Annotated in this window: 20 protein-coding genes; 14 read left to right on the forward strand and 6 right to left on the reverse strand. The window is 48.4% G+C overall.

The features are described 5' to 3' along the window. Positions 1-58: 58 nt before the first annotated feature. Positions 59-1,975: a molecular chaperone DnaK gene (gene dnaK, locus ABV409_RS09700; RefSeq protein ID WP_353877386.1), complete on the reverse strand. Its 1,917-nt coding sequence runs from the start codon at positions 1,973-1,975 to the stop codon at positions 59-61. Positions 1,976-2,146: 171 nt separating this feature from the next. Here dnaK and ABV409_RS09705 point away from each other — a divergent pair, with 171 nt between their 5' ends. The 6 genes from ABV409_RS09705 (at position 2,147) to ABV409_RS09730 (ending at position 6,388) form a co-directional block, all read left to right on the forward strand. Then, on the forward strand, positions 2,147-3,571 hold the full coding sequence (locus tag ABV409_RS09705) for an L-serine ammonia-lyase (RefSeq protein ID WP_353877387.1): 1,425 nt from the start codon (positions 2,147-2,149) through the stop codon (positions 3,569-3,571). 54 nt (positions 3,572-3,625) lie between these two features. Beyond that, complete coding sequence (locus ABV409_RS09710; protein ID WP_353877388.1) at positions 3,626-4,096, forward strand: hypothetical protein; 471 nt, start codon at positions 3,626-3,628, stop codon at positions 4,094-4,096. Beyond that, positions 4,093-4,719, forward strand: coding sequence for a hypothetical protein (locus ABV409_RS09715; RefSeq protein WP_353877389.1), 627 nt, complete (start codon positions 4,093-4,095; stop codon positions 4,717-4,719). Before ABV409_RS09710 ends, ABV409_RS09715 begins: the two co-directional genes overlap by 4 nt. 95 nt (positions 4,720-4,814) lie before the next feature. Next, the gene (locus tag ABV409_RS09720) at positions 4,815-5,192 is read left to right on the forward strand and encodes a hypothetical protein (protein WP_353877390.1); all 378 of its coding nucleotides are present in this window, start codon (positions 4,815-4,817) and stop codon (positions 5,190-5,192) included. A gap of 62 nt (positions 5,193-5,254) precedes the next feature. Beyond that, complete coding sequence (locus ABV409_RS09725; protein ID WP_353877391.1) at positions 5,255-5,809, forward strand: hypothetical protein; 555 nt, start codon at positions 5,255-5,257, stop codon at positions 5,807-5,809. Between the two features lie 33 nt (positions 5,810-5,842). Then, the gene (locus tag ABV409_RS09730; protein WP_353877392.1) at positions 5,843-6,388 is read left to right on the forward strand and encodes a GNAT family N-acetyltransferase; all 546 of its coding nucleotides are present in this window, start codon (positions 5,843-5,845) and stop codon (positions 6,386-6,388) included. Positions 6,389-6,419: 31 nt separating this feature from the next. Here ABV409_RS09730 and ABV409_RS09735 read toward each other — a convergent pair whose 3' ends face one another. Next, positions 6,420-6,884: a nuclear transport factor 2 family protein gene (locus ABV409_RS09735; RefSeq protein ID WP_353877393.1), complete on the reverse strand. Its 465-nt coding sequence runs from the start codon at positions 6,882-6,884 to the stop codon at positions 6,420-6,422. A 69-nt stretch (positions 6,885-6,953) separates the two neighbouring features. Between ABV409_RS09735 and panB the strand changes: the two genes are divergently transcribed. Genes panB through ABV409_RS09750 form a run of 3 tightly spaced genes read left to right on the forward strand, consistent with a single transcriptional unit; the run spans position 6,954 to position 8,992 of the window. Continuing rightward, positions 6,954-7,772, forward strand: a complete 819-nt coding sequence (panB, locus tag ABV409_RS09740; protein ID WP_353877394.1) for a 3-methyl-2-oxobutanoate hydroxymethyltransferase — start codon at positions 6,954-6,956, stop codon at positions 7,770-7,772. A gap of 10 nt (positions 7,773-7,782) precedes the next feature. After that, the gene (gene lspA / locus ABV409_RS09745; RefSeq protein WP_353877395.1) at positions 7,783-8,286 is read left to right on the forward strand and encodes a signal peptidase II; all 504 of its coding nucleotides are present in this window, start codon (positions 7,783-7,785) and stop codon (positions 8,284-8,286) included. A gap of 4 nt (positions 8,287-8,290) precedes the next feature. Beyond that, on the forward strand, positions 8,291-8,992 hold the full coding sequence (locus ABV409_RS09750; RefSeq protein ID WP_353877396.1) for an RluA family pseudouridine synthase: 702 nt from the start codon (positions 8,291-8,293) through the stop codon (positions 8,990-8,992). A gap of 30 nt (positions 8,993-9,022) precedes the next feature. On the opposite strand, the gene ABV409_RS09755 is transcribed toward ABV409_RS09750, so the two are convergent. Further along, positions 9,023-9,883: a DMT family transporter gene (locus ABV409_RS09755; protein WP_353877397.1), complete on the reverse strand. Its 861-nt coding sequence runs from the start codon at positions 9,881-9,883 to the stop codon at positions 9,023-9,025. Positions 9,884-9,889: 6 nt separating this feature from the next. Next, positions 9,890-11,434, reverse strand: coding sequence for a hypothetical protein (locus ABV409_RS09760; protein WP_353877398.1), 1,545 nt, complete (start codon positions 11,432-11,434; stop codon positions 9,890-9,892). Between the two features lie 146 nt (positions 11,435-11,580). Between ABV409_RS09760 and ABV409_RS09765 the strand changes: the two genes are divergently transcribed. The 4 genes from ABV409_RS09765 to leuB are packed head-to-tail and all read left to right on the forward strand — an operon-like array spanning position 11,581 to position 15,851. Next, positions 11,581-12,753, forward strand: coding sequence for a 2-isopropylmalate synthase (locus tag ABV409_RS09765; protein ID WP_353877399.1), 1,173 nt, complete (start codon positions 11,581-11,583; stop codon positions 12,751-12,753). Continuing rightward, a complete protein-coding gene (gene leuC, locus ABV409_RS09770) occupies positions 12,753-14,138 on the forward strand; it encodes a 3-isopropylmalate dehydratase large subunit (RefSeq protein ID WP_353877400.1) in 1,386 nt (461 codons plus the stop codon). Before ABV409_RS09765 ends, leuC begins: the two co-directional genes overlap by 1 nt. Next, the gene (leuD, locus tag ABV409_RS09775; RefSeq protein ID WP_353877401.1) at positions 14,138-14,725 is read left to right on the forward strand and encodes a 3-isopropylmalate dehydratase small subunit; all 588 of its coding nucleotides are present in this window, start codon (positions 14,138-14,140) and stop codon (positions 14,723-14,725) included. The genes leuC and leuD overlap by 1 nt, the downstream gene beginning before the upstream one ends. Positions 14,726-14,732: 7 nt before the next feature. Then, a complete protein-coding gene (leuB, locus tag ABV409_RS09780) occupies positions 14,733-15,851 on the forward strand; it encodes a 3-isopropylmalate dehydrogenase (RefSeq protein ID WP_353877402.1) in 1,119 nt (372 codons plus the stop codon). On the opposite strand, the gene ABV409_RS09785 is transcribed toward leuB, so the two are convergent. Beyond that, positions 15,852-17,075, reverse strand: coding sequence for a peroxiredoxin family protein (locus tag ABV409_RS09785; protein ID WP_353877403.1), 1,224 nt, complete (start codon positions 17,073-17,075; stop codon positions 15,852-15,854). It lies immediately after the preceding gene. A 130-nt stretch (positions 17,076-17,205) separates the two neighbouring features. Between ABV409_RS09785 and pheT the strand changes: the two genes are divergently transcribed. Then, complete coding sequence (pheT, locus tag ABV409_RS09790) at positions 17,206-19,614, forward strand: phenylalanine--tRNA ligase subunit beta (RefSeq protein WP_353877404.1); 2,409 nt, start codon at positions 17,206-17,208, stop codon at positions 19,612-19,614. A gap of 20 nt (positions 19,615-19,634) precedes the next feature. Here pheT and ABV409_RS09795 read toward each other — a convergent pair whose 3' ends face one another. After that, the gene (locus tag ABV409_RS09795) at positions 19,635-20,204 is read right to left on the reverse strand and encodes a fasciclin domain-containing protein (RefSeq protein ID WP_353877405.1); all 570 of its coding nucleotides are present in this window, start codon (positions 20,202-20,204) and stop codon (positions 19,635-19,637) included. Between the last annotated feature and the right edge of the window lie 58 nt (positions 20,205-20,262).

Genomic DNA, 20,262 nt, shown 5'->3' on the forward strand with positions numbered 1-20,262 from the left:
AAAAAGAAAAGCCCCGATAAAACATCGGGGCTTTTTTTGATTCGCGTTACAACGCTGTTTATTTCACTTCTTCGAAGTCGACATCCTCAACGTTGTCGCCTTCGTTGGCCACACCTCCGGCGTCGGCACCTGCTGCGCCAGCTGTGGGGTCACCACCGTTGGCCTGGGCTTCCGCCTGTGCTTTGTACATTTCTTCGGAAGCGACTTTCCAGGCTTCGTTGATTTTTTCCAAAGCAGGTTCTATGACGACCACGTCTTTGGTTTCATAGGCCTTTTTCAATCCTTCAAGGGCTTCTTCGATAGGCTTCTTCTTGTCATCGGAAAGTTTGTCACCGAACTCCTTCAACTGCTTCTCCGTTTGGAAGATCATGGCGTCGGCCTCGTTCAACTTATCAGCTTTTTCCTTGGCAGCTTTATCGGCCTCGGCATTTGCTTCGGCTTCCGCTTTCATTTTCTGGATTTCCTCATCGGTCAAGCCCGAAGATGCTTCGATCCGGATATCCTGGGACTTCCCGGTCGCCTTATCGGTAGCCGAAACCTTGATGATTCCATTCGCATCGATATCGAAGGTAACCTCGATTTGAGGAGTGCCCCTCGGTGCTGGCGGAATGCCATCCAAATGGAACCTACCGATCGTTTTGTTATCAGCGGCCATCGGACGTTCGCCTTGCAAGACATGGATCTCAACGGAAGGCTGGTTATCGGCCGCCGTAGAGAATACTTGTGATTTTTTCGTCGGGATGGTCGTATTCGCCTCGATCAACTTGGTGTTGACACTTCCCATAGTTTCGATACCCAATGATAACGGGGTCACATCGAGAAGCAAGACGTCTTTCACATCACCGGTCAATACCCCACCTTGGATCGCGGCACCAACGGCAACGACCTCATCGGGATTCACCCCTTTCGAGGGTTTCTTACCGAAGAATTGTTCAACGGCTTCTTGAACCGCAGGAATACGGGTAGACCCACCGACCAAGATGATTTCATCGATATCGCTTTTCGAAAGCCCTGCCGATTTCAATGCGGTCTGACAAGGTTCGATGGTACGCTTGACCAAATCGTCGATCAACTGCTCGAATTTCGCACGTGACAAGGTACGCACCAAGTGCTTGGGCCCTGAAGCGGTAGCAGTGACATAGGGCAAGTTGATTTCGGTCTGCGCCGATGATGACAACTCGATTTTCGCTTTTTCAGCAGCCTCGCGCAAGCGTTGCAATGCCATGGCATCGTCACGGAGATCCAACCCTTCGTCACTTTTGAATTCTTCGGCCAACCAATCAATGATCTTTTGATCGACATCGTCACCCCCTAAGTGGGTATCGCCATCAGTGGCCAATACTTCGAAGACCCCATCTCCCAATTCCAAAATGGAAACATCATGGGTACCCCCTCCGAAATCGAAAACGACAATTTTTTGATCGGCATCCTTCTTGTCCAATCCATAGGCCAATGAAGCCGCGGTAGGCTCGTTAATGATCCGCTCAACGGTCAAGCCAGCGATTTCTCCGGCTTCTTTGGTGGCTTGTCGTTGTGAATCATTGAAGTAGGCCGGAACCGTAATGACGGCACGGCTGACATCTTGTCCCAAATAATCCTCAGCGGTCTTTTTCATTTTCTGAAGGATCATGGCAGACAGCTCTTGCGGGGTATACAACCTTCCGTCGATATCGACACGTGGGGTATCATTGTCCCCTTTGACGACCTGGTAAGGCACGCGATCTGCTTCTTTGCTCGATTCGCTGTATTTATTCCCCATAAACCGCTTGATGGAGTAAATGGTTTTATGCGGATTGGTGACCGCTTGTCGCTTGGCAGGATCACCTACTTTGATCTCACCTCCTTCGACAAAAGCGATTACCGAAGGCGTGGTGCGTTTGCCCTCCGCATTGGGAATGACCACCGGCTCGTTCCCTTCCATAACGGAAACGCAGGAGTTGGTCGTACCCAAATCAATTCCAATAATCTTGCTCATGTTTTCTATTTAAAGTTGTTGTAATTTCTTTTTGCTACATCCTCCTTAAGTCAATGATCATGCCACGCCCTAAAATATGACAAGCTGACAGTCACCTTGGCACTGAAAATTCAAAAAGAAAGCCTGTATTACATCCGGCAAGACCATATCTTTGGAACGAAATTTATTTGGATGGAATGTATTAGTGTCTTCGACATGCTCAAAATCGGGGTGGGTCCTTCAAGCTCACATACCTTGGGGCCGTGGCGGGCCGCCGAACGTTGGATCGGTGAGTTGCACCAACAAGGGCGGTTCGGGCAGGTCGTTTCAATCGATGTGTCCTTATATGGAAGCCTTTCATTGACCGGAAAAGGGCATGCCACGGATATCGCTGTGGTCTTGGGACTGGCAGGTGAGAATCCGGAAACGATCCCAGTGGATTCCATCGAAACCATTATGGCCGATGTCAAGGCCTCAAAAAAACTTCGGTTTGGAGGAACACGCCAAATCGCCTTTGATTTCGGCAACAACATCCGTTTCTTAAAAACCTTCCTCCCCTTCCATGCCAATGGCCTGCGCTTTGCGGCCGAATTGGATTCCGGCGAAACGGTGACCGAGACCTATTACTCGATCGGAGGTGGGTTCGTCGTCAAAGAAGCGCTTGAAAAAGCCAAAGAAAAAGCGGTGGTTTTCAATGGTTTCCCACATCCTGTTACCACAGGGGAAGAACTGCTAAAACATTGTGCACAGGAACAAGTGGCCATCTCGGAATTGGTCTTCCGCAACGAGCTTTCCTTGCGCAGCGCAGCAGAGATCGATGCCGGGCTAAAGGGCATTTGGGACACCATGCTCGAGTGCATGTACCTAGGATGTCATACCGAAGGCGAACTGCCCGGTGGATTGCGTGTAAAACGGAGGGCATTCGACATGCATCGAAAACTCATTGGTGCACATCCCTATACTACGCATACCGAATGGATCGAAAGCATCCGTGAAACCGAAGTCAAGTTCCGTCAAATATTAAAATGGGTAAGCTGTTTCGCTTTGTCGGTCAATGAGGTCAATGCGGCTTTGGGTCGCGTGGTCACCGCACCGACCAATGGCAGCGCAGGGGTCATTCCGGCAGTTTTGATGTATTACCTGGTCATCGAAAACCACGATGGTGATTTTGACGATATCAGACGCTTTTTGTTGGTAGCCGGTGAAATCGGAAGTATTTTCAAAAAGGGGGCTACCATATCGGCGGCCATGGGTGGTTGTCAAGCCGAAATCGGGGTGTCGTCTGCCATGGCGGCCGGTGCACTGACCGAACTTATGGGCGGTACGCCCGAACAAGTCTTGATGGCGGCCGAAATCGCAATGGAACATCACTTGGGGCTTACTTGTGATCCCATCGGGGGGTTGGTTCAGGTGCCTTGTATCGAACGCAATAGCATGGGGGCGATCAAAGCGATCAATGCCTCCGAATTGGCATTGGATACCGACCCGGAGGCTGCAAAGGTGCCTTTGGACAAAGTGGTAAATACCATGTGGGAGACCGCTAAGGACATGAACAGCAAATACAAGGAAACCTCTGAAGGTGGCTTGGCCGTTGGCGTCTTCTTAAGCGACTGTTGATGTCTTGAAAAGACAACCATTTTGCTTATGTTGCATCATAAAGCAAACACGACCATGCAAAAATCCCTCCTTTTCCTAGGCTGCCTTTTGGTGGCTTCATTAAGCTTTGCGCAAGAACAGGGCATCAAGATCACTAATGAAAGTGTAGCCAAAGAGATCATTATCAAAGAAAACAAGCGCATCAGGGTCCGCACCCAAGACCGTGAAAAAATAACCGGACGTTTTACGGTTGTCGATGCAAAGACGATTTCGATCAAAGGGCAAAACATACCGCTTTCGGAAATCATCAGTATCAAACGCAACCCGTTATTGCTCAACATCTTTACCAGCAGTTTCTTCGTTTATGCGGGTGCTATAACTATTGGTATTGGAGCTATTATCGCTGCTTTGAGTGACTCCAGCGCCTGGCTTTTGGCGATTCCAGGAAGTGCCATGATCTACACCGGGATCAAATCACCCAACTTTCTGAAAAATTATAAAACAGCGGGCGATTGGTCCTTTGAAATCATTCCTATTTTGGAATGAAGGTGCTGACTTCCCTCTTTTTACGGGCGAAACATTGGCAAGTGTTCCTTTTGCTTTTGGGCATCCCTATGCTGTACTTTGTACAGATGATGGTCGCTCTTTTTGGTCCGCAGCCCGCACCGGGTGACACTGGTTTCACAACGGTCTTGAACGAACCTTTTTTGACCTTTGGCCTGTTTCCATACGTCATGGCTTACGTGACATTGGTGTATTTCGGATGGTTATGGGCCTTGGGTTCCGGCTTGCGTCCTTACATCCCATCTACCGAACGCCGGGATCTGTTTCGATTTCGTTTGGCCATTATAGTACCCTTACTGTTTATTCTTGGCCTTATGGGGTATTTGGTAGTTGCCTTTGGAACGGCCAGTGGCAATTCCAGTTTTTCCTTGATCGGCCCTTTTTGGACCGTATTCATTCCTTTGAATGTCTTGGTCATGGCCTGTTTGTGCTACTGCCTGTTCTTCGCCGCCAAAACCCTTAAATCAGCTGAATTGCAAAGGAGGGCTTCCTTTCAAGAACGTATTGGGGAATTCTTGCTCTTGTGGTTTTGTGCCATCGGGATTTGGATCATCCAACCAAAGGCCAATCGGTTGGCCATAAAACCCTTCTTCAAAAGCAGTTAAAGTCCTGTTTTAAATTCAGGTTACGAAATTCCCTTGATTCAAGACCAGGCAACCAAACCGCGGTGTGAAGACGTCTTTCTAACAAAGCCGTTGATATGCCTAACCGTAACCTCCATCGCACGTACACCATTCTTGGCTGTGTATTGCTCATCGCCATCGCCGGTTTACATGGCAGCGGATTGGGCTATGTCAAAGGCCTGGTTGACACTTCAGACTTAACCGACTTCGTCAAGTCGATTTTTCCGGTGCTGTTTGCCCATCCATCGCTCCAACTGCTTGGCCTGGCGGCTTTAGGCCTTCTTAGTTTACGGATGAAGAACGATTTCCCAATCGTTCGACGTTTTATCGGGGCCATGGTGCTCGTTGACGTTGTCTTGGCGGCGTATCTCAGTGCTTGGATACCTGGTGTCATACTTCTAATCGTTTCCTTGTTATTTCTGTTGGCATCCCAAAGGGGTGCAATTCCGGAATAGAAACATCAAGGGATACCGATGGAAATAGTATCTTCCTTAATCAAACTGTAAATGGTCGTTCCATGCTTTACATCATCAGCGGAGCCTCTAGGGCCGGAAAAACGAAGCTTGCCAAAATGCTGGCCAGCGACCTGGGCCTTCCCTATCTGTCGACGGATTGGATTATGATGGGGTTCAATGACGGTATCCCTGAATTTGGGGTCAACCACCTGATGTTTCCTGATGAAATCGCCAAAAAACTCTGGCCGTTTTTAAAAGCGATGATGCAAAGCATGATGGAGGCACAAACCGATGCCATCATCGAGGGCGAAGCCTTGCTGCCCGAGCTTTTGGCTCCTTTCCTGAAAGAACGGACCGATGCAGTACGTGCATGTTTCTTGGGATTTATCCCCATTGACCCTAAACAAAAAGTGTTCGAAATCAAGACCCACAGCCCTACCCAAGGGGATTGGTTGACCGAAAAGGAGGATGCCTACATTTTGGATCATGTGAAAAACATGATTACCCATAGCGCCATGATCAAAGCCGGTTGTTTGGCACACCATATTGCGTATTTCGACACCTCACATGATTTCTTGGATAGTTTGACCAAGGCCAAAGGGTATTTAACGGCCTGAACGGTCGTCCACTTTATTTAAGTATTTTTAGACATGCCGCTAACGCTACACAGTGAACGATTGCGCTTAACAGCGCTTCATAAAAACGATTTGGAAAATGTCCATCGCCTGCATTCGATCCCTGAAGTCGATGCCTACAATACCTTGGGTATTCCGGAAGATTTGGAAGCCACCAAACGGATTGTGGAATCTTGGTTGCAAGACTTAGAGGTCGCACCGATCCAAAACCATACGTTGGCCATAACCTTAAACGGAACGGATACCTTCATCGGTCTCTTTGGCATGAAGTTGGGCAGTCGAAAGTTTGGCCGCGCAGAGGTCTGGTACAAATTACTTCCTGAATTCTGGGGCAAAGGCTATGCGACCGAAGCCTTGCGCAGCATGATCGCATATGGTTTCGACACCCTTGATCTGCATCGCATCGAAGCTGGTTGTGCGGTCGAAAACATCGGTTCCATCAAAGTCTTGGAAAAAGTGGGGATGACCCGCGAAGGTCGGTGTCGTCAAATCCTTCCCTTAAAAACCGGTTGGGCAGACAATTTCAGCTTTGCTATTTTGGATAGCGATCCGAGGCCCTAAATAGGATTTACTTCGCATTTCAGGTAGTGATCTATTCTTCAAGGCATCCCGCCTTACCACGGGTATCGATCAAGTAAATGATTTTCCATTCGCCATCGAAATCCACCAGTTGGAAGGAATTGATACCACAATGACTGAAGTTGCCGTTCAACCAAAATTCATACCCAACCCAAGCGTTGGCCATGGTGCGGTCTACTTGGATCGACCAAGAGGTCAATTTTTCCTCAAAGGAGATGCTATCAGGGATTCCGACGATCGATGCATAAAGACGTTCGATCGGTGTGGTACGAAAAAGGGTCTTGCCCTCTTTGTTACGCCCTGTGGTCTGCAATACCACCCCTTCGGCCATATAGGTTTTCATCGCCATTGAATCTTGGGCGTGAAAGGCTTCGAAAAAACCTTCGACCGTTTGCCGAACCCGGTCGGATTCATCTTCTTGGGCGCTGAGTACGAAAATGGAACATAAACAAAGCACAAAGGGTAGCAACGGTTTCATTCTTGTGGTTTTTTGATGGACTACAATTTAAACAAATTGGCTTACATTTAACCTCCAAACCAAAAGGGAATGTCAACGGCAAAAAAACAATACAAGCGGGTCACGGTCAAATCCTTGGTCGAAATGAAACAGCATGGCGAAAAAATTTCCATGTTGACGGCATACGATTACTCCATGGCCAAAATCGTCGATTCGGCCAATGTCGATGTGATCTTGGTCGGTGATTCGGCCAGCAACGTCATGGCCGGTCATGAAACCACCTTACCGATTACCTTAGATCAAATGATCTACCACGCCAGTTCGGTCGTACGGGCCGCCAGTCGTGCCTTGGTCGTGGTGGATATCCCTTTCGGGAGTTACCAAAGCGATAGCAAAGAGGCGTTGCGATCCGCCATACGAATTATGAAGGAGAGCGGTGGCCATGCGGTCAAAGTCGAAGGTGGGATCGAAATCAAGGATTCGGTAAAAAGGATCATCCAAGCCGGGATCCCGGTCATGGGTCACTTGGGCCTGACCCCGCAATCCATCTATAAATTCGGCACCTACACCGTGCGCGCCAAAGAGGAGGCCGAGGCCGAAAAACTCATTGAAGATGCCCAACTACTGGAATCATTGGGCTGTTTCGGCTTGGTATTGGAAAAAATACCCGCGAAGTTGGCCGAAAAAGTCGCGCAAAAACTCACCATACCGGTCATCGGTATCGGTGCCGGAGGCGGTGTTGACGGCCAGGTATTGGTCGTTCACGATCTTTTGGGAATGACCCACGAATTCAATCCGAGGTTCTTGCGCCGCTACATGAACCTCTACGACGAAATGGGGGGCGCCATCTCACAATATGTCAACGATGTGAAACAAAGTGATTTTCCGAACGAGGAAGAAAGCTATTGATCTTGTTCGGATGATCAAAAAGGCGCTCATCTTTCTACTGATCCTCGTCAATATCGGTTGCGATCAAATTTCGAAAAACATGGTACGTGCCAAGGTGGAACCAGGTGCGTATGTGCAGCTGATCGAAGACACTTTCATACTGACCAATGTTGAAAACACCGGGGCCGCGATGGGCTTGGGCCAGCATCTCCCCCCTTTAGCAAAGGTTTTGTTGTTGAACATACTTCCTTTGCTGGTCTTATTATTCCTATGCTACCGCCTTTTCGTTAAACAACAAATCGAAGTCTGGATGGGCATTTCCTTCGCCTTTATCATCGGGGGAGGAATCGGTAACCTGATCGACCGGTTCCGTTTTGGAAGGGTGACCGATTTTTTTTATCTGAAATCGGGGTTTTTGAAAACCGGGATTTTCAATATGGCCGATGTCTCCGTCTCCATCGGGGCCCTATTGCTCTTGTATTTGGTATTCTTCGGAAGAAACCGGGCCGACCTTCAAGCTGAAAAACGTCCTTAAACCCATGGCCTCTACCTTAAAAAACCTCGAGGTATTGTATGAAGACAACCACCTCATCGTCATCAATAAAAAGTCAGGCGATATCATTCAGGGTGATAAGACCGGAGACCGCCCCCTTTCGGAACTGGTCAAGGAATACCTCAAGATCACCTACAGCAAACCCGGTAATGTGTACCTCGGTGTGGTACACCGTCTTGACCGACCGACCAGCGGTATCGTGGTATTCGCGAAAACTTCAAAGGCCCTTAGCCGCATGAACAAACTGTTCGCTGAAGGGCACACCAAAAAGACCTATTGGTGCTTGGTCAAAAAACGCCCCGACCCCCCTTCGGAAACCCTCGTTCATTGGTTGGTTCGTAACCCCAAACAAAACAAATCATACGCCCATCCGAAGGCGGTGCCCAATGCCAAACGGGCCGAATTGGACTATCGGCTTGTCCACAGTTTGGATGCCTACCATCTGTTGGAAATCAATTTGAAAACCGGAAGGCACCACCAAATCCGTGCCCAACTGGCCGCAACCGGGAACTTTATCAAAGGGGATCTTAAATACGGTGCCCCGCGAAGCAATCTTGATGGGGGCATCCATTTACATGCCCGGTATTTATCTTTTGAACATCCTGTAAAAAAAGAACCCGTGGCCTTTACCGCACCCCTGCCCAAAGATCCATTGTGGAAACACTGTGAGGATAAAAATGCTTTGTAATGGTCTGGGCTGTGGGCTAGGTCTTGCGACTCAAGACCTCGTTCGCAAACTTTCGATGACTACCGCACTAAGAATGAGCAAACCACCTAGTATGGTCATGGTATCGGGAATCTCTTTTAAAAAAAGCATCCCAATCAAAATGCCGTAAATCGGTTGGATACTGCTCAAGATACTGATGGTAGTCACCGAGAAATACCGGAAACATCCCAAGAACATCGTGTGCCCGATTGCGGTAGTCAATAGCGCCAACACCGCGATCCAAGGCAATTGTGAAGGCAATCGGTACAAGTCTTCAGACATAAAAGCCGGAGCCAGTGCGAAGGCGATGACCACCAATTGATACCACATCAAACTCGAACCGTGGTATTGATCGACCCGCTGTTTCATCAAGAGGTTGCGCAGCGAATACAGCAGGGCTGAAAAAATGCCGATGCCGATGGCCAAGGAAGTCTGGCTTCCCAATCGGACTTCCCCGTTCAAAAAATAAATTCCTGCCAACACCAAAATCCCCAATCCGATATGGGCCTTCTGGAATTTGGTCTTCAACACGATCGGTTCAAGAAAAGAGGTGATTACAGGATAGGTAAACAGTGACAGCATACCGATGGCCACACTTGATAGTTGCAGGGCGTAAAAATAAGTGACCCAATGTCCGCCCAGTAAAAGCCCACTGAATACCACCGCCCATCGGTGCTGCGGTCGCAATCGAAGCGAAATGCCTTTGAATTTACAATACAGCCCCAAAATAAGTGCTGCCAAGATACAGCGTACCGCAATGGTCAAGGGTACCGACAGCTCAATATAGCGACCCAAGGCCCCCGAGGTACTGACAAAGAGCATCGCCAGATTGATCTCGATAAAGTTCGCGGCCCTGATCCTTTTTGCTTCCAAAACCGATTACCGAATTAAGGTCAAGGCCTTTTCACGAATAACTTCGGATACCGGTCGGTTCTGAAGATGGCTTTCGAGCCATGAGAGGATATCCAAATAAAGGAATGCCCTTTTCTCGTAAGGATGATCTTCGTATTTCTTGAGTTCGTTATATAGTTTTTGGAACTCATTGCGCAGCTCGCTGGGATAGATGTCGCCCAAATTCCGCAAGAACTTGATCATCTCTTTTTGCACGGCCTGTAGGTCGTTCATTTTCAATAGGAATTTGTAGGTGCTTTTCAATTGGACTTCCAGATGATAGTCCATTCCCGCTTCATAATGCGCGACCAAGCTTAAGACCCGGGCGAAACACATTAGATCCTCACGCATTTTCAAATTGCGGTTCGAGATGATCTTTTTGAGGTATTGGATGCAGTTCTTATGGTCGCCGTTCCCAAAATAAAGACAGGCGATCTTATAGTACAACAGCATGATGTGGTGCTCGTCGATTCGACCACTGTGTTTCTTGATGCCGTATTCGATGATATTGACCAAGTACAGGCCTTTATCGAAGGTCCCTTCCAAGAAATGAAGGTTCAACTTATTCGAATTCAAATATAAAAAGGCCAAAGAGCTGAGATTATCATTTTCAGGAAAGCGCGGACTGTTCACCATTTCCTCCAAACGCATCAAGGTCGATTTGAACTGGGAGGCATATTTGACGAAGAACTGCGATTCCAATAGATAGTGGTTGCCCTTAAGGAAAAAGACCGGGTTCAACCGGATCATGTCTTCTTGCTCGTAAAAGAGATCGACCCATTTGCTGGCATACTTATACGACGACAAAAAATCTTGGGTCAAAAAACTATACCAAAGGTACGCCTTGTAAAGCCACAGCTTTTCGCGAAACCCAAGTTGTTCGATATCATAGGCGGGTAAATGTGCTTCAAAATAATCGGTGACCGATTTCAAATCCTCGTCATTTCTGACATAGCCCACTTTCAACATCATGCCGTACAGCTGCAACGAAAGGTTCGATAACTTGCTGGTCATCACGTTTTGGGCCGAAAGCCGTTTTGCCTGTACGCTCAATTCATCGGCACGGTCCGGAATACTGCGGGTAATGTATTGGGTCTCAATGATCTTTTCGAGTTCGACGATTTCGTAGGCTACGTTCTTTTCTTCGTTCTCAATAGCGGTATTCTTGGCTTTGTCCAAAATCTTCAAGGCCTGCTTGTAGAGCCCTTTTTGATATAGGATCGTGGCGAAATCGAGTTGTTCCCGAATCTGTACCCTGATGTTTTGGTTTACAGGGTTCAATCTCAAGCTGACCAGAATCTGTTTGTACAAGTGGGCCTTGAGGTTCGAGAGTTGGGCCTTTTTGACGATTCCGCTGTCCAAAACCTGCTGTTCGCTGTACCTTTTCATTTTGTCGAGCAGGTTGAAAAGCGCCAAAAACTTGGCGTCGGTATTGACCCCCAATCGACCCACATACAGCTTGAATTGTCGCTTCTCAGATTTCGAAAGCGATTTCACCAGAACAAACAAGGCATCCCTATGGGTATTCGTCATCGTAAAAAAATCAATTTAAACAACTGTTTTTCAGCTATTTGATAGCAGCTAAAAACAATTTAACGTTGTAATGGAATTCACCCGTTTCCGTATTGTGGAACTCCTTGGTTTATCTTCGTAAGGTTTAGCTAAACTATCCTCCAAAGATGAGTAAAGATAAGGTACATATTTTTGACACCACCCTAAGGGATGGCGAACAAGTTCCGGGTTGTAAATTGGATACCGAACAAAAACTGGTCATCGCCGAACGGCTTGACCAATTAGGGGTCGATATCATCGAAGCCGGTTTCCCGATCTCGAGTCCAGGTGACTTCCAATCGGTTAGTGAAATCGCCAAGTTGGTCCGCAATGCGACCGTCTGTGGGTTGACCCGTTCGGTCAAAAAAGATATCGAAGTGGCCGCCGAAGCCATAAAATTCGCCAAGCGACCCCGGATCCATACGGGGATCGGCACATCCGATTCGCACATCCTGCATAAATTCAAATCCAATCGTGACGATATCCTCGAACGGGCCGTCGCCGCGGTACGTTATGCGAAGACCTTCGTTGAGGATGTTGAATTCTATGCGGAAGATGCCGGACGAACCGACAACGCCTATTTGGCACAAGTCTGCGAAGCGGTGATCAAGGCTGGGGCTACCGTCTTGAATATCCCCGACACCACCGGATATTGCCTGCCGGAAGAATATGGGGCCAAAATGAAATATTTGAAAGAGAACGTCGCGGGTATTGACAAGGCGATCCTTTCTTGCCATTGCCACAACGATCTCGGATTGGCCACCGCCAATTCGATTTCCGGGGTGATCCATGGGGCCCGACAGATCGAATGTACGATCAACGGAATCGGTGAACGGGCGGGCAACACCTCCCTCGAAGAAGTGGTCATGATCATGCGCCAGCACCCTGATTTGAACTTGGACACCAACATCAACAGCAAATTGTTGTTCGATACCAGTCAAATGGTATCGCAAAAAATGGGCATGCCCGTACAGCCGAACAAGGCCATTGTCGGTACGAACGCGTTTGCACACAGTTCCGGAATCCACCAAGATGGGGTCATCAAAAACCGGGAAACCTATGAAATTATCGATCCGGCCGATGTCGGGGTCAGTGAATCCTCCATCGTACTTACGGCTAGAAGCGGTAGGGCCGCCTTGGCCTATCGTGCCAAGAACGTGGGCTATGAGTTGACCAAGGTCCAATTGGATACGGTGTATGAAAATTTCTTGAAGTTCGCAGACCGTAAAAAAGAGATCATGGATGATGACATCCATCAAATCGTTGAGTCCAGTAACATTAATCGTGAAAGCTTAGCCTAATGAAAAAAACCTTATTCGATAAGGTCTGGGATGCCCACGTGGTCGACACCGTACCGAACGGACCACAAATCCTATATATTGATAAGCATTTGATCCATGAGGTCACCAGTCCGCAGGCGTTTGCCGAATTGGAACAACGTGGTATACCCTTGGCGCGGCCCGATAAGACCGTTGCCACTGCGGATCACAACGTACCCACGAAAGACCAGCACTTGACCATCAAAGACGCCCTTTCGCGAAAACAGGTCGAAATGTTGACCCAAAATTGCGAGAATCACGGGGTTACCCTCTACGGTCTCGGGCATGAATACCAGGGCATCGTGCACGTCATGGCCCCTGAATTGGGCATCACCCAGCCAGGTATGACGATGGTTTGTGGCGATAGCCATACATCGACCCATGGTGCTTTCGGTACCATCGCGTTCGGAATCGGTACCAGTCAGGTCGCCCAGGTTTTTGCCAGCCAGTGCCTGCTGTTGAACAAACCCAAGAAAATGCGGGTTACCGTCAACGGCACCTTAGCGAAAAACGTGCTGCCCAAAGACGTGATCCTCTATATCATCGCCCAGCTTGGAACGAATTCAGGAACGGGACATTTCGTAGAGTATGCCGGGGAGGTTTTTGAAAATATGAGTATGGAAGGCCGGATGACCGTCTGCAATATGAGCATTGAAATGGGGGCACGTGGAGGCATGATCGCACCCGATGAAACCACCTATGCCTATGTCAAAGGAAAGCAATTCGCACCTGAAGGTCAAGCATGGGAAAATCAATTGGCCTATTGGAAAACGCTGCCCACCGATGAGGGGGCCGATTTTGATACCGAATATGATTTCGATGCAGCGGATATCGGCCCGATGATTACCTACGGTACGAATCCGGGTATGGGTATCCGAATCAACGAAAACATTCCGTCGTTCGATGACGCTTCTTTTGAAAAAGCCTTGCACTACATGGGCTTGGAAAAAGGGGAATCCTTAATCGACAAACCCATTAATTGGGTCTTTATCGGTAGTTGTACCAACTCCCGTATCGAAGACTTTAGAATGGCAGCCTCCCATATCAACGGAAAGCGAAAGGCCGACAACGTAACGGCCCTAATCGTACCCGGGTCACAACAAGTGGCGAAACAAATCAAGGAGGAAGGGCTTCAAGACGTATTCGAAGCGGCAGGCTTCGAAATTCGACAATCAGGATGCTCCGCTTGCCTAGGAATGAATGAAGACAAAATTCCGGCCGGAGAGTATTGTGTTTCAACCTCGAACCGCAATTTTGAAGGCAGACAAGGACCAGGAGCCAGGACCTTTTTGGCAAGCCCCCTTGTCGCGGCGATGACCGCCGTGGAAGGAAAAATAGTTGATGTTACCGAAATGCAACCCGCCTAATGGAGAAATTCGACACCTTGGTCTCAAAGGCCGTACCCCTACCCATTGAAAACGTGGATACCGATCAAATCATACCGGCCCGCTTTTTAAAGGCCACCAATAAAATCGGATTCGGGGAAAACCTATTCCGGGATTGGAGGTACCACAAAGATGGAAGCGTCAATACCGATTTCGTCTTGAACGACGGCACCTACAGCGGAAGCATCTTGGTCGCGGGTGAGAACTTCGGATGCGGTTCGAGCCGCGAGCATGCAGCTTGGGCTTTGGCCGATTACGGATTCAAAGTCATCGTTTCAAGCTATTTCGCTGATATCTTTAGGGGCAACGCCTTGAATAACGGACTCTTGCCCATTAAATTGGAAGACAGTGAACTATCAGCCCTATTGACCCAGTTGGAACAGGACCCCGATACGGAAGTAAAGGTCGATTTGGAAGCACAACAACTATCAGTCGATGCCATAGGCCTGAGCGCCTCGTTCGACATCGACGCCTACAAGAAAATGTGCCTGATCAATGGGTATGACGATATTGACTTTTTGATCAGCAAAAAAGAAACCATTGCCGCTTTCGAAGCGCAAAACCAGTAAGTACCCCATGAATTTGAACATCGCTTTGTTACCCGGAGACGGTATTGGCCCAGAAGTATTGGATCAAGCCGTAAAATGTTTACAAGCCGTTGAAGAAACCTTCAACCATACGTTCGTCTACAAAGAAGCGGCGGTCGGTGCCATAGCCATCGATAAGACCGGTGAGCCCCTACCCGAAAAGACTTTACAACTATGCCTAGATGCCGATGCCGTACTTTTCGGTGCCATTGGCGATCCCAAATACGACAACGACCCTAAGGCCAAAGTGCGCCCCGAGCAGGGTTTGTTGAAACTTCGAAAAGCACTCGGATTGTATACCAACATCCGACCGGTCAAAGTGTTCCCGACACTGATCGAAAAATCACCGCTCAAAGAACATATCATCTCCGGAACCGATTTCACCATTTACCGTGAATTGACCGGGGGCATCTATTTCGGTAAAAAAGAATTGAATGAAGCCGGCACCGTTGCCTCGGATCTCTGTGAATACTCCGAAGCCGAAATAAGCCGGATTGCCCACATGGCCTTTAAGGCCGCAAAGAACAGACGCAACAAATTGACCTTGGTCGACAAAGCCAATGTGCTTGAATCTTCGCGCTTGTGGCGAAGGGTAGTGACGAAAATCGGTGAAAGCTATCCGGAGGTCCAGCTTGACTTCCTTTTTGTCGATAATGCGGCGATGCAGATCATTTTGAACCCAAGCCAATTCGATGTCATATTGACCGAGAACATGTTCGGAGACATTATCTCAGATGAAGGCAGTGTCATCGGGGGATCGATCGGCTTACTGGCATCCGCATCCGTTGGTGACGAAAATGCCCTGTTTGAACCGATACACGGTTCGTATCCCCAGGCCAAAGGAAAAGACATTGCGAACCCCGTGGCCTCCATCCTATCGGCAGCCATGCTGTTGGAGCATTTTCAACTCTTCGATGAGGCCATGGCCGTGCGTGAGGCGGTTGATAAAGCGTTGAAGAAAGGTATCGTTACCCCCGATTTGGATAGCGATAGCAAATACGGTACCGACCATGTCGGCGATTTCATTGCGAACAACATCGTTGACAATGACGATGATCTCAACATGAACGACGAAAACATCGGTTTGGGCAAATCGACGATTATCTGATCATTCGGCAAGTAACCCAGTTACGGTTTCTGCAAATTCCTTTTTAAACGCTTCGTGTTTGGCCCCGGTAGCCGGACCGTTGAAGCCTGTATGTATTTTACGCACCGCACCGCTTTTGTCGATATAGATGGTGGTAGGATACGATAGTACATGGTTCAACATCGGCAGCTTTTCATTCGCTTTGGTTTTGTTCGAAGTACCGACCTGGGCCAATAACACCGGATACTCGACTCCGATACGTTCTTTCAGGCGCTCTATGCCTTTCCAGGCTTTTGCTTCCGTTTTGGCGTATTCAAAGGCCAAGGCGACGAATTCTAGGTCTTCACTCGGGTGTTGCTCCGCATAATCGACATAGAACCGGGTCTCATCCAAACAATTGGGGCACCAGGTTCCCATGATCTGTACCAAAACCACCTTATCCTTGAAATCAGGATGGTCCATACTGACCATTTCACCCTCGGCATTGGGGAATTCGAAATCGAAACCGTCATACCCTTCTTTGATAAAGGTCAATGAACTGGCATCGGGCAATTCGAAACCGTCATTCCGTTTGGCCTTGAAATGCTCGACCGAATGGTTTCCGGAATAAAACGTTCCTTGCAATGTACTATCCGAAACGGCAGCCGTGAATAAAAAGACATGGGCCCCATCGAAAGTGGAGAGTTGTAACTCGTCACCATCCACGACCCCTTCCAGATAACGGTAATCACCAGTGGTCGTTCGAAACGTGCCGGTGACCTTGTTACCGGTTTGATAGAAAATGCCCTTGGCCGAATACGGGTCATCCGTATCGAAATCGAATTGGGTTTCCCAAATCCCAGAGACATTCACTGCGGCAGGTGCCGTATTCGCGAAGCGTTCGCGCGTACCGAACGAAGCATTGAACGGCACGATACGATCCAAACTTTCCTTGATGAAACTTCCCGTAATGTGCTCTGGGGTAAAGGTGCCTGCGATGTAGCCCTCGAATACCGGCATTTGGATGCGGATCGAGTCTCCTTGCATCTCGAATTCATCGACCACGACCCGCTCATCGGCATTTTGGATGACCATGGTCAGCGAACCCGCTTCATCTCGGGCCAAGGTGAAATTAAATGGTAAATCAATGGAGTCGGTCACGGCCATTGTGGCCCACCAATCACCTGTTTTTAGTTGGGCGGGGCGCTCTTCTTGGCATGAAAAAAACAACCCAACACCAAGAACAAGGAACAGTAGTCGCTTCATGGAACTGAAAATTTTGTCAAGTTTATCGCAAAAATAGGGATTGCCTTACGTTCTGGATCAATTTCTTTGCTGCAAAGCGGATTGAATCCAAAGGATCATTGTTATATCTTTGCTGACTTAATTTCAGGCGATGAAGATTTCGTACAACTGGTTGAAGCAATTTTTGGATATCGATTGGGACGCGCGCAAAACGGGCGAGTTACTCACCGATCTTGGTTTGGAGATCGAAGGTATCGAAGCATTCGAATCGATTCAGGGAGGGTTAAAAGGAGTTGTGGTCGGCCATGTATTGAGCTGTGGGCAACATCCGAATGCCGATCGCTTGAAACTGACTTCAGTCGATATCGGTGCCGATGCCCCGGTACAGATCGTTTGTGGGGCCCCTAACGTCGCGGCCGGGCAAAAAGTACCCGTGGCGACCATAGGTACGACCTTGTACACGAAGGAAGGGGAAGCCTGGCAAATCAAAAAAGGAAAGATTCGGGGCGAAGAGAGTCACGGTATGATCTGCGCCGAAGACGAACTCGGATTGGGAGATGATCATGACGGCATTATGGTCTTGGATGCGGCGCTAAAGCCAGGTACGCCGGTCCATACCCTATTTGAAGTCGAACATGATGAGGTGTTCGAAATCGGATTGACACCCAACCGTTCCGATGCAATGAGCCATTTCGGGGTCGCACGCGACCTTCGTGCCGGTTTGGAACAAAAAGAAGTGTCCTTAAAGTTGTTGACCCCGTCAACATCCAATTTCTTGATCGACAACCGCTCTTTAAAAATCGATGTTGAAGTTGCTGACAACAAATTGGCGCCGCGCTATTGTGGCGTGACCATCAGCAATGTTCTCGTGCAGGAATCACCTACTTGGCTGAAAAACCGCTTGCGTTCCATTGGCCTTTCACCGATCAACAACGTGGTCGATATTACGAATTATGTACTCCATGAATTGGGGCAGCCCTTACATGCTTTCGACGCCAACAAGATCAAGGGAAACAAAGTAGTGGTGCGAACCTTACCCAAGGGCAGTACCTTCGTCACCCTTGATGGGGTGGAACGGACGTTGCATGAAGATGATCTCATGATTTGCGACAGCGAAAAACCGATGTGTATCGGCGGGGTTTTCGGGGGCATCCATTCGGGTGTGACCGAAGATACGACCTCGATTTTCCTTGAGAGTGCCTATTTCGACCCTATTTCGATAAGAAAGACGGCCAAACGACATGGCTTGAATACCGATGCCTCCTTCCGCTTCGAACGCGGCATCGATATCAATATGACGGAGTACGCCTTACGACGCGGCGCCTTGCTGATCAAAGAAATCGCAGGGGGAGAGATCAGCTCCGATATCGTCGATCTCTATCCGAATAAAAAAGAAGACTTTCAAGTATTCCTCACCTTTGATAAGATCAACCGCTTGATCGGACAGGAGATTCCACGTGACACCATCAAATCCATTTTGACGGCCCTTGAGATTAAAGTCAACAACGTGACGGAATCCGGTTTGGGACTGACCATACCCTCCTACCGTACCGATGTACAGCGCGAAGTGGATGTCATCGAGGAAATCTTAAGGGTTTACGGATATAACAACATTGATTTCAAGGAAAAGATCACGGCTTCAGTCGCGCCGACCACCCCCTATGAAAACCACAGGGTACAAGACCTGATCGGCAACGTATTGGCGAACCAAGGGTTCTATGAAATCCTGACCAATAGTCTGGTGGGAGCGAAAGACGGATCCGATCAAGATGCCGTCTCCATGTTGAACCCGTTGAGTGCCGATTTATCAGTACTTCGAACAGGTATGCTCGAAACGGGATTGGAAGCACTACGGTACAACCAAAACCGCAAACAACACAACTTGAGATTCTTCGAGTTCGGGAAGACCTATACCAAACTGGACGAAGGACATCAAGAACGCACCCATTTGGCCTTATATGTAACTGGAAATCGATCCGATGACCATTGGGTAAATTCAGCCAGACCATCCGACTTCTTTTATCTAAAGGGGGTTTTGGGAACCTTGTTTGAACGACTTGGACTCCAAAACCTGAAGGAGTCACCCTATGAAGGTGCGCTATTTACGGAAGGCCTCACCCTTTCTTACAACAAGCGGGCTTTGGCCGTATTCGGGGTGGTAACGCAAAAACTGGCCCAAAAAGCGGGTCTAAAATCGGAGGTATTGTACGCCGACATTGATTGGGATGCCATCCTCAAGGCGATTTCACGAAAAAATATCGGTTTTACGGAAATACCAAAATTCCCTGAAGTGAAACGTGACCTTGCCCTATTGTTGGATGAAGCCGTGACGTTTAAGGAAGTACATGATACCGCATGGCAAACCGAACGAAAATTGTTGAAACAAGTCAACTTGTTCGATGTCTATCTCGGTGATAAACTACCGGCTGGCAAAAAGTCCTACGCAGTCAGTTTCACACTTCAAGATCCGAACAAAACCTTGGTCGATAAGCAAATCGACAAGATCATGTCAAAACTACAACAGGCGTATCAACAGCGTTTAGGGGCGGAACTACGATAATAAGAAAGGAAACAGCGCGATTAAATACGGGTGGGCATGATCACACTATCGATTTCATGCACCACTCCATTACCGAAGTTTGATCCATCGGCTGCCGTTATCCGGGCCGAATTACCTAGACTATCGGTTAAGATAATGTCGGTTCCTTGCATGGTAGCGATAATCTTTTTTCCTTGTACCGTAGTGAAGGAAGCCTTGCCCTCACCTCGACACATGGCCAACAATATCTTCGAAGCGGTCAGTTCACCCGCGACCATATGGTAGGTCAACAACCGTTTCAATTTGGCCCTGTTGTCTTCATGCAACAAATCGTTTAAGGCCGCTTCACTCAATTGCGAAAATGCGGAATCTGAAGGGGCGAATAAAGTAAAGGGACCACTCTCATTTAGAACGGCTTCCAATTCGACGGCCTTAAGGGCATTCGTCAACCAACTAAGATTCTCCGTTTTGACCGCTTCCAAGGATGGGTCCATGCCATTCTGGAGATATAGTGTAGAAGGTAAGGTACTGATCGAATTCTGTTGTGCGGTAGCCGTGCCACAACAAGCCAAAAATAGGGCAAGGTAGGCCAAAGATCGGGGGACATTCATAAGTGTTTCGTTAGTCTCGTTGGTTCCTTTTGGCTCAAAATCTTCGAAAAACATCGAT

Origin of the sequence: Flagellimonas algarum (assembly GCF_040513375.1) — a bacterium.
GTDB classification, from domain to species: Bacteria; Bacteroidota; Bacteroidia; order Flavobacteriales; family Flavobacteriaceae; genus Flagellimonas_B; species Flagellimonas_B algarum.

Coding starts and splice junctions, on each gene's coding strand:
- dnaK (WP_353877386.1), bottom strand. CDS start 1,975: ATGAGCAAGATTATTGGAATTGATTTGGGTACGACCAACTCCTGCGTT.
- ABV409_RS09705 (WP_353877387.1), top strand. CDS start 2,147: ATGGAATGTATTAGTGTCTTCGACATGCTCAAAATCGGGGTGGGTCCT.
- ABV409_RS09710 (WP_353877388.1), top strand. CDS start 3,626: ATGCAAAAATCCCTCCTTTTCCTAGGCTGCCTTTTGGTGGCTTCATTA.
- ABV409_RS09715 (WP_353877389.1), top strand. CDS start 4,093: ATGAAGGTGCTGACTTCCCTCTTTTTACGGGCGAAACATTGGCAAGTG.
- ABV409_RS09720 (WP_353877390.1), top strand. CDS start 4,815: ATGCCTAACCGTAACCTCCATCGCACGTACACCATTCTTGGCTGTGTA.
- ABV409_RS09725 (WP_353877391.1), top strand. CDS start 5,255: ATGCTTTACATCATCAGCGGAGCCTCTAGGGCCGGAAAAACGAAGCTT.
- ABV409_RS09730 (WP_353877392.1), top strand. CDS start 5,843: ATGCCGCTAACGCTACACAGTGAACGATTGCGCTTAACAGCGCTTCAT.
- ABV409_RS09735 (WP_353877393.1), bottom strand. CDS start 6,884: ATGAAACCGTTGCTACCCTTTGTGCTTTGTTTATGTTCCATTTTCGTA.
- panB (WP_353877394.1), top strand. CDS start 6,954: ATGTCAACGGCAAAAAAACAATACAAGCGGGTCACGGTCAAATCCTTG.
- lspA (WP_353877395.1), top strand. CDS start 7,783: ATGATCAAAAAGGCGCTCATCTTTCTACTGATCCTCGTCAATATCGGT.
- ABV409_RS09750 (WP_353877396.1), top strand. CDS start 8,291: ATGGCCTCTACCTTAAAAAACCTCGAGGTATTGTATGAAGACAACCAC.
- ABV409_RS09760 (WP_353877398.1), bottom strand. CDS start 11,434: ATGACGAATACCCATAGGGATGCCTTGTTTGTTCTGGTGAAATCGCTT.
- ABV409_RS09765 (WP_353877399.1), top strand. CDS start 11,581: ATGAGTAAAGATAAGGTACATATTTTTGACACCACCCTAAGGGATGGC.
- leuC (WP_353877400.1), top strand. CDS start 12,753: ATGAAAAAAACCTTATTCGATAAGGTCTGGGATGCCCACGTGGTCGAC.
- leuD (WP_353877401.1), top strand. CDS start 14,138: ATGGAGAAATTCGACACCTTGGTCTCAAAGGCCGTACCCCTACCCATT.
- leuB (WP_353877402.1), top strand. CDS start 14,733: ATGAATTTGAACATCGCTTTGTTACCCGGAGACGGTATTGGCCCAGAA.
- ABV409_RS09785 (WP_353877403.1), bottom strand. CDS start 17,075: ATGAAGCGACTACTGTTCCTTGTTCTTGGTGTTGGGTTGTTTTTTTCA.
- pheT (WP_353877404.1), top strand. CDS start 17,206: ATGAAGATTTCGTACAACTGGTTGAAGCAATTTTTGGATATCGATTGG.
- ABV409_RS09795 (WP_353877405.1), bottom strand. CDS start 20,204: ATGAATGTCCCCCGATCTTTGGCCTACCTTGCCCTATTTTTGGCTTGT.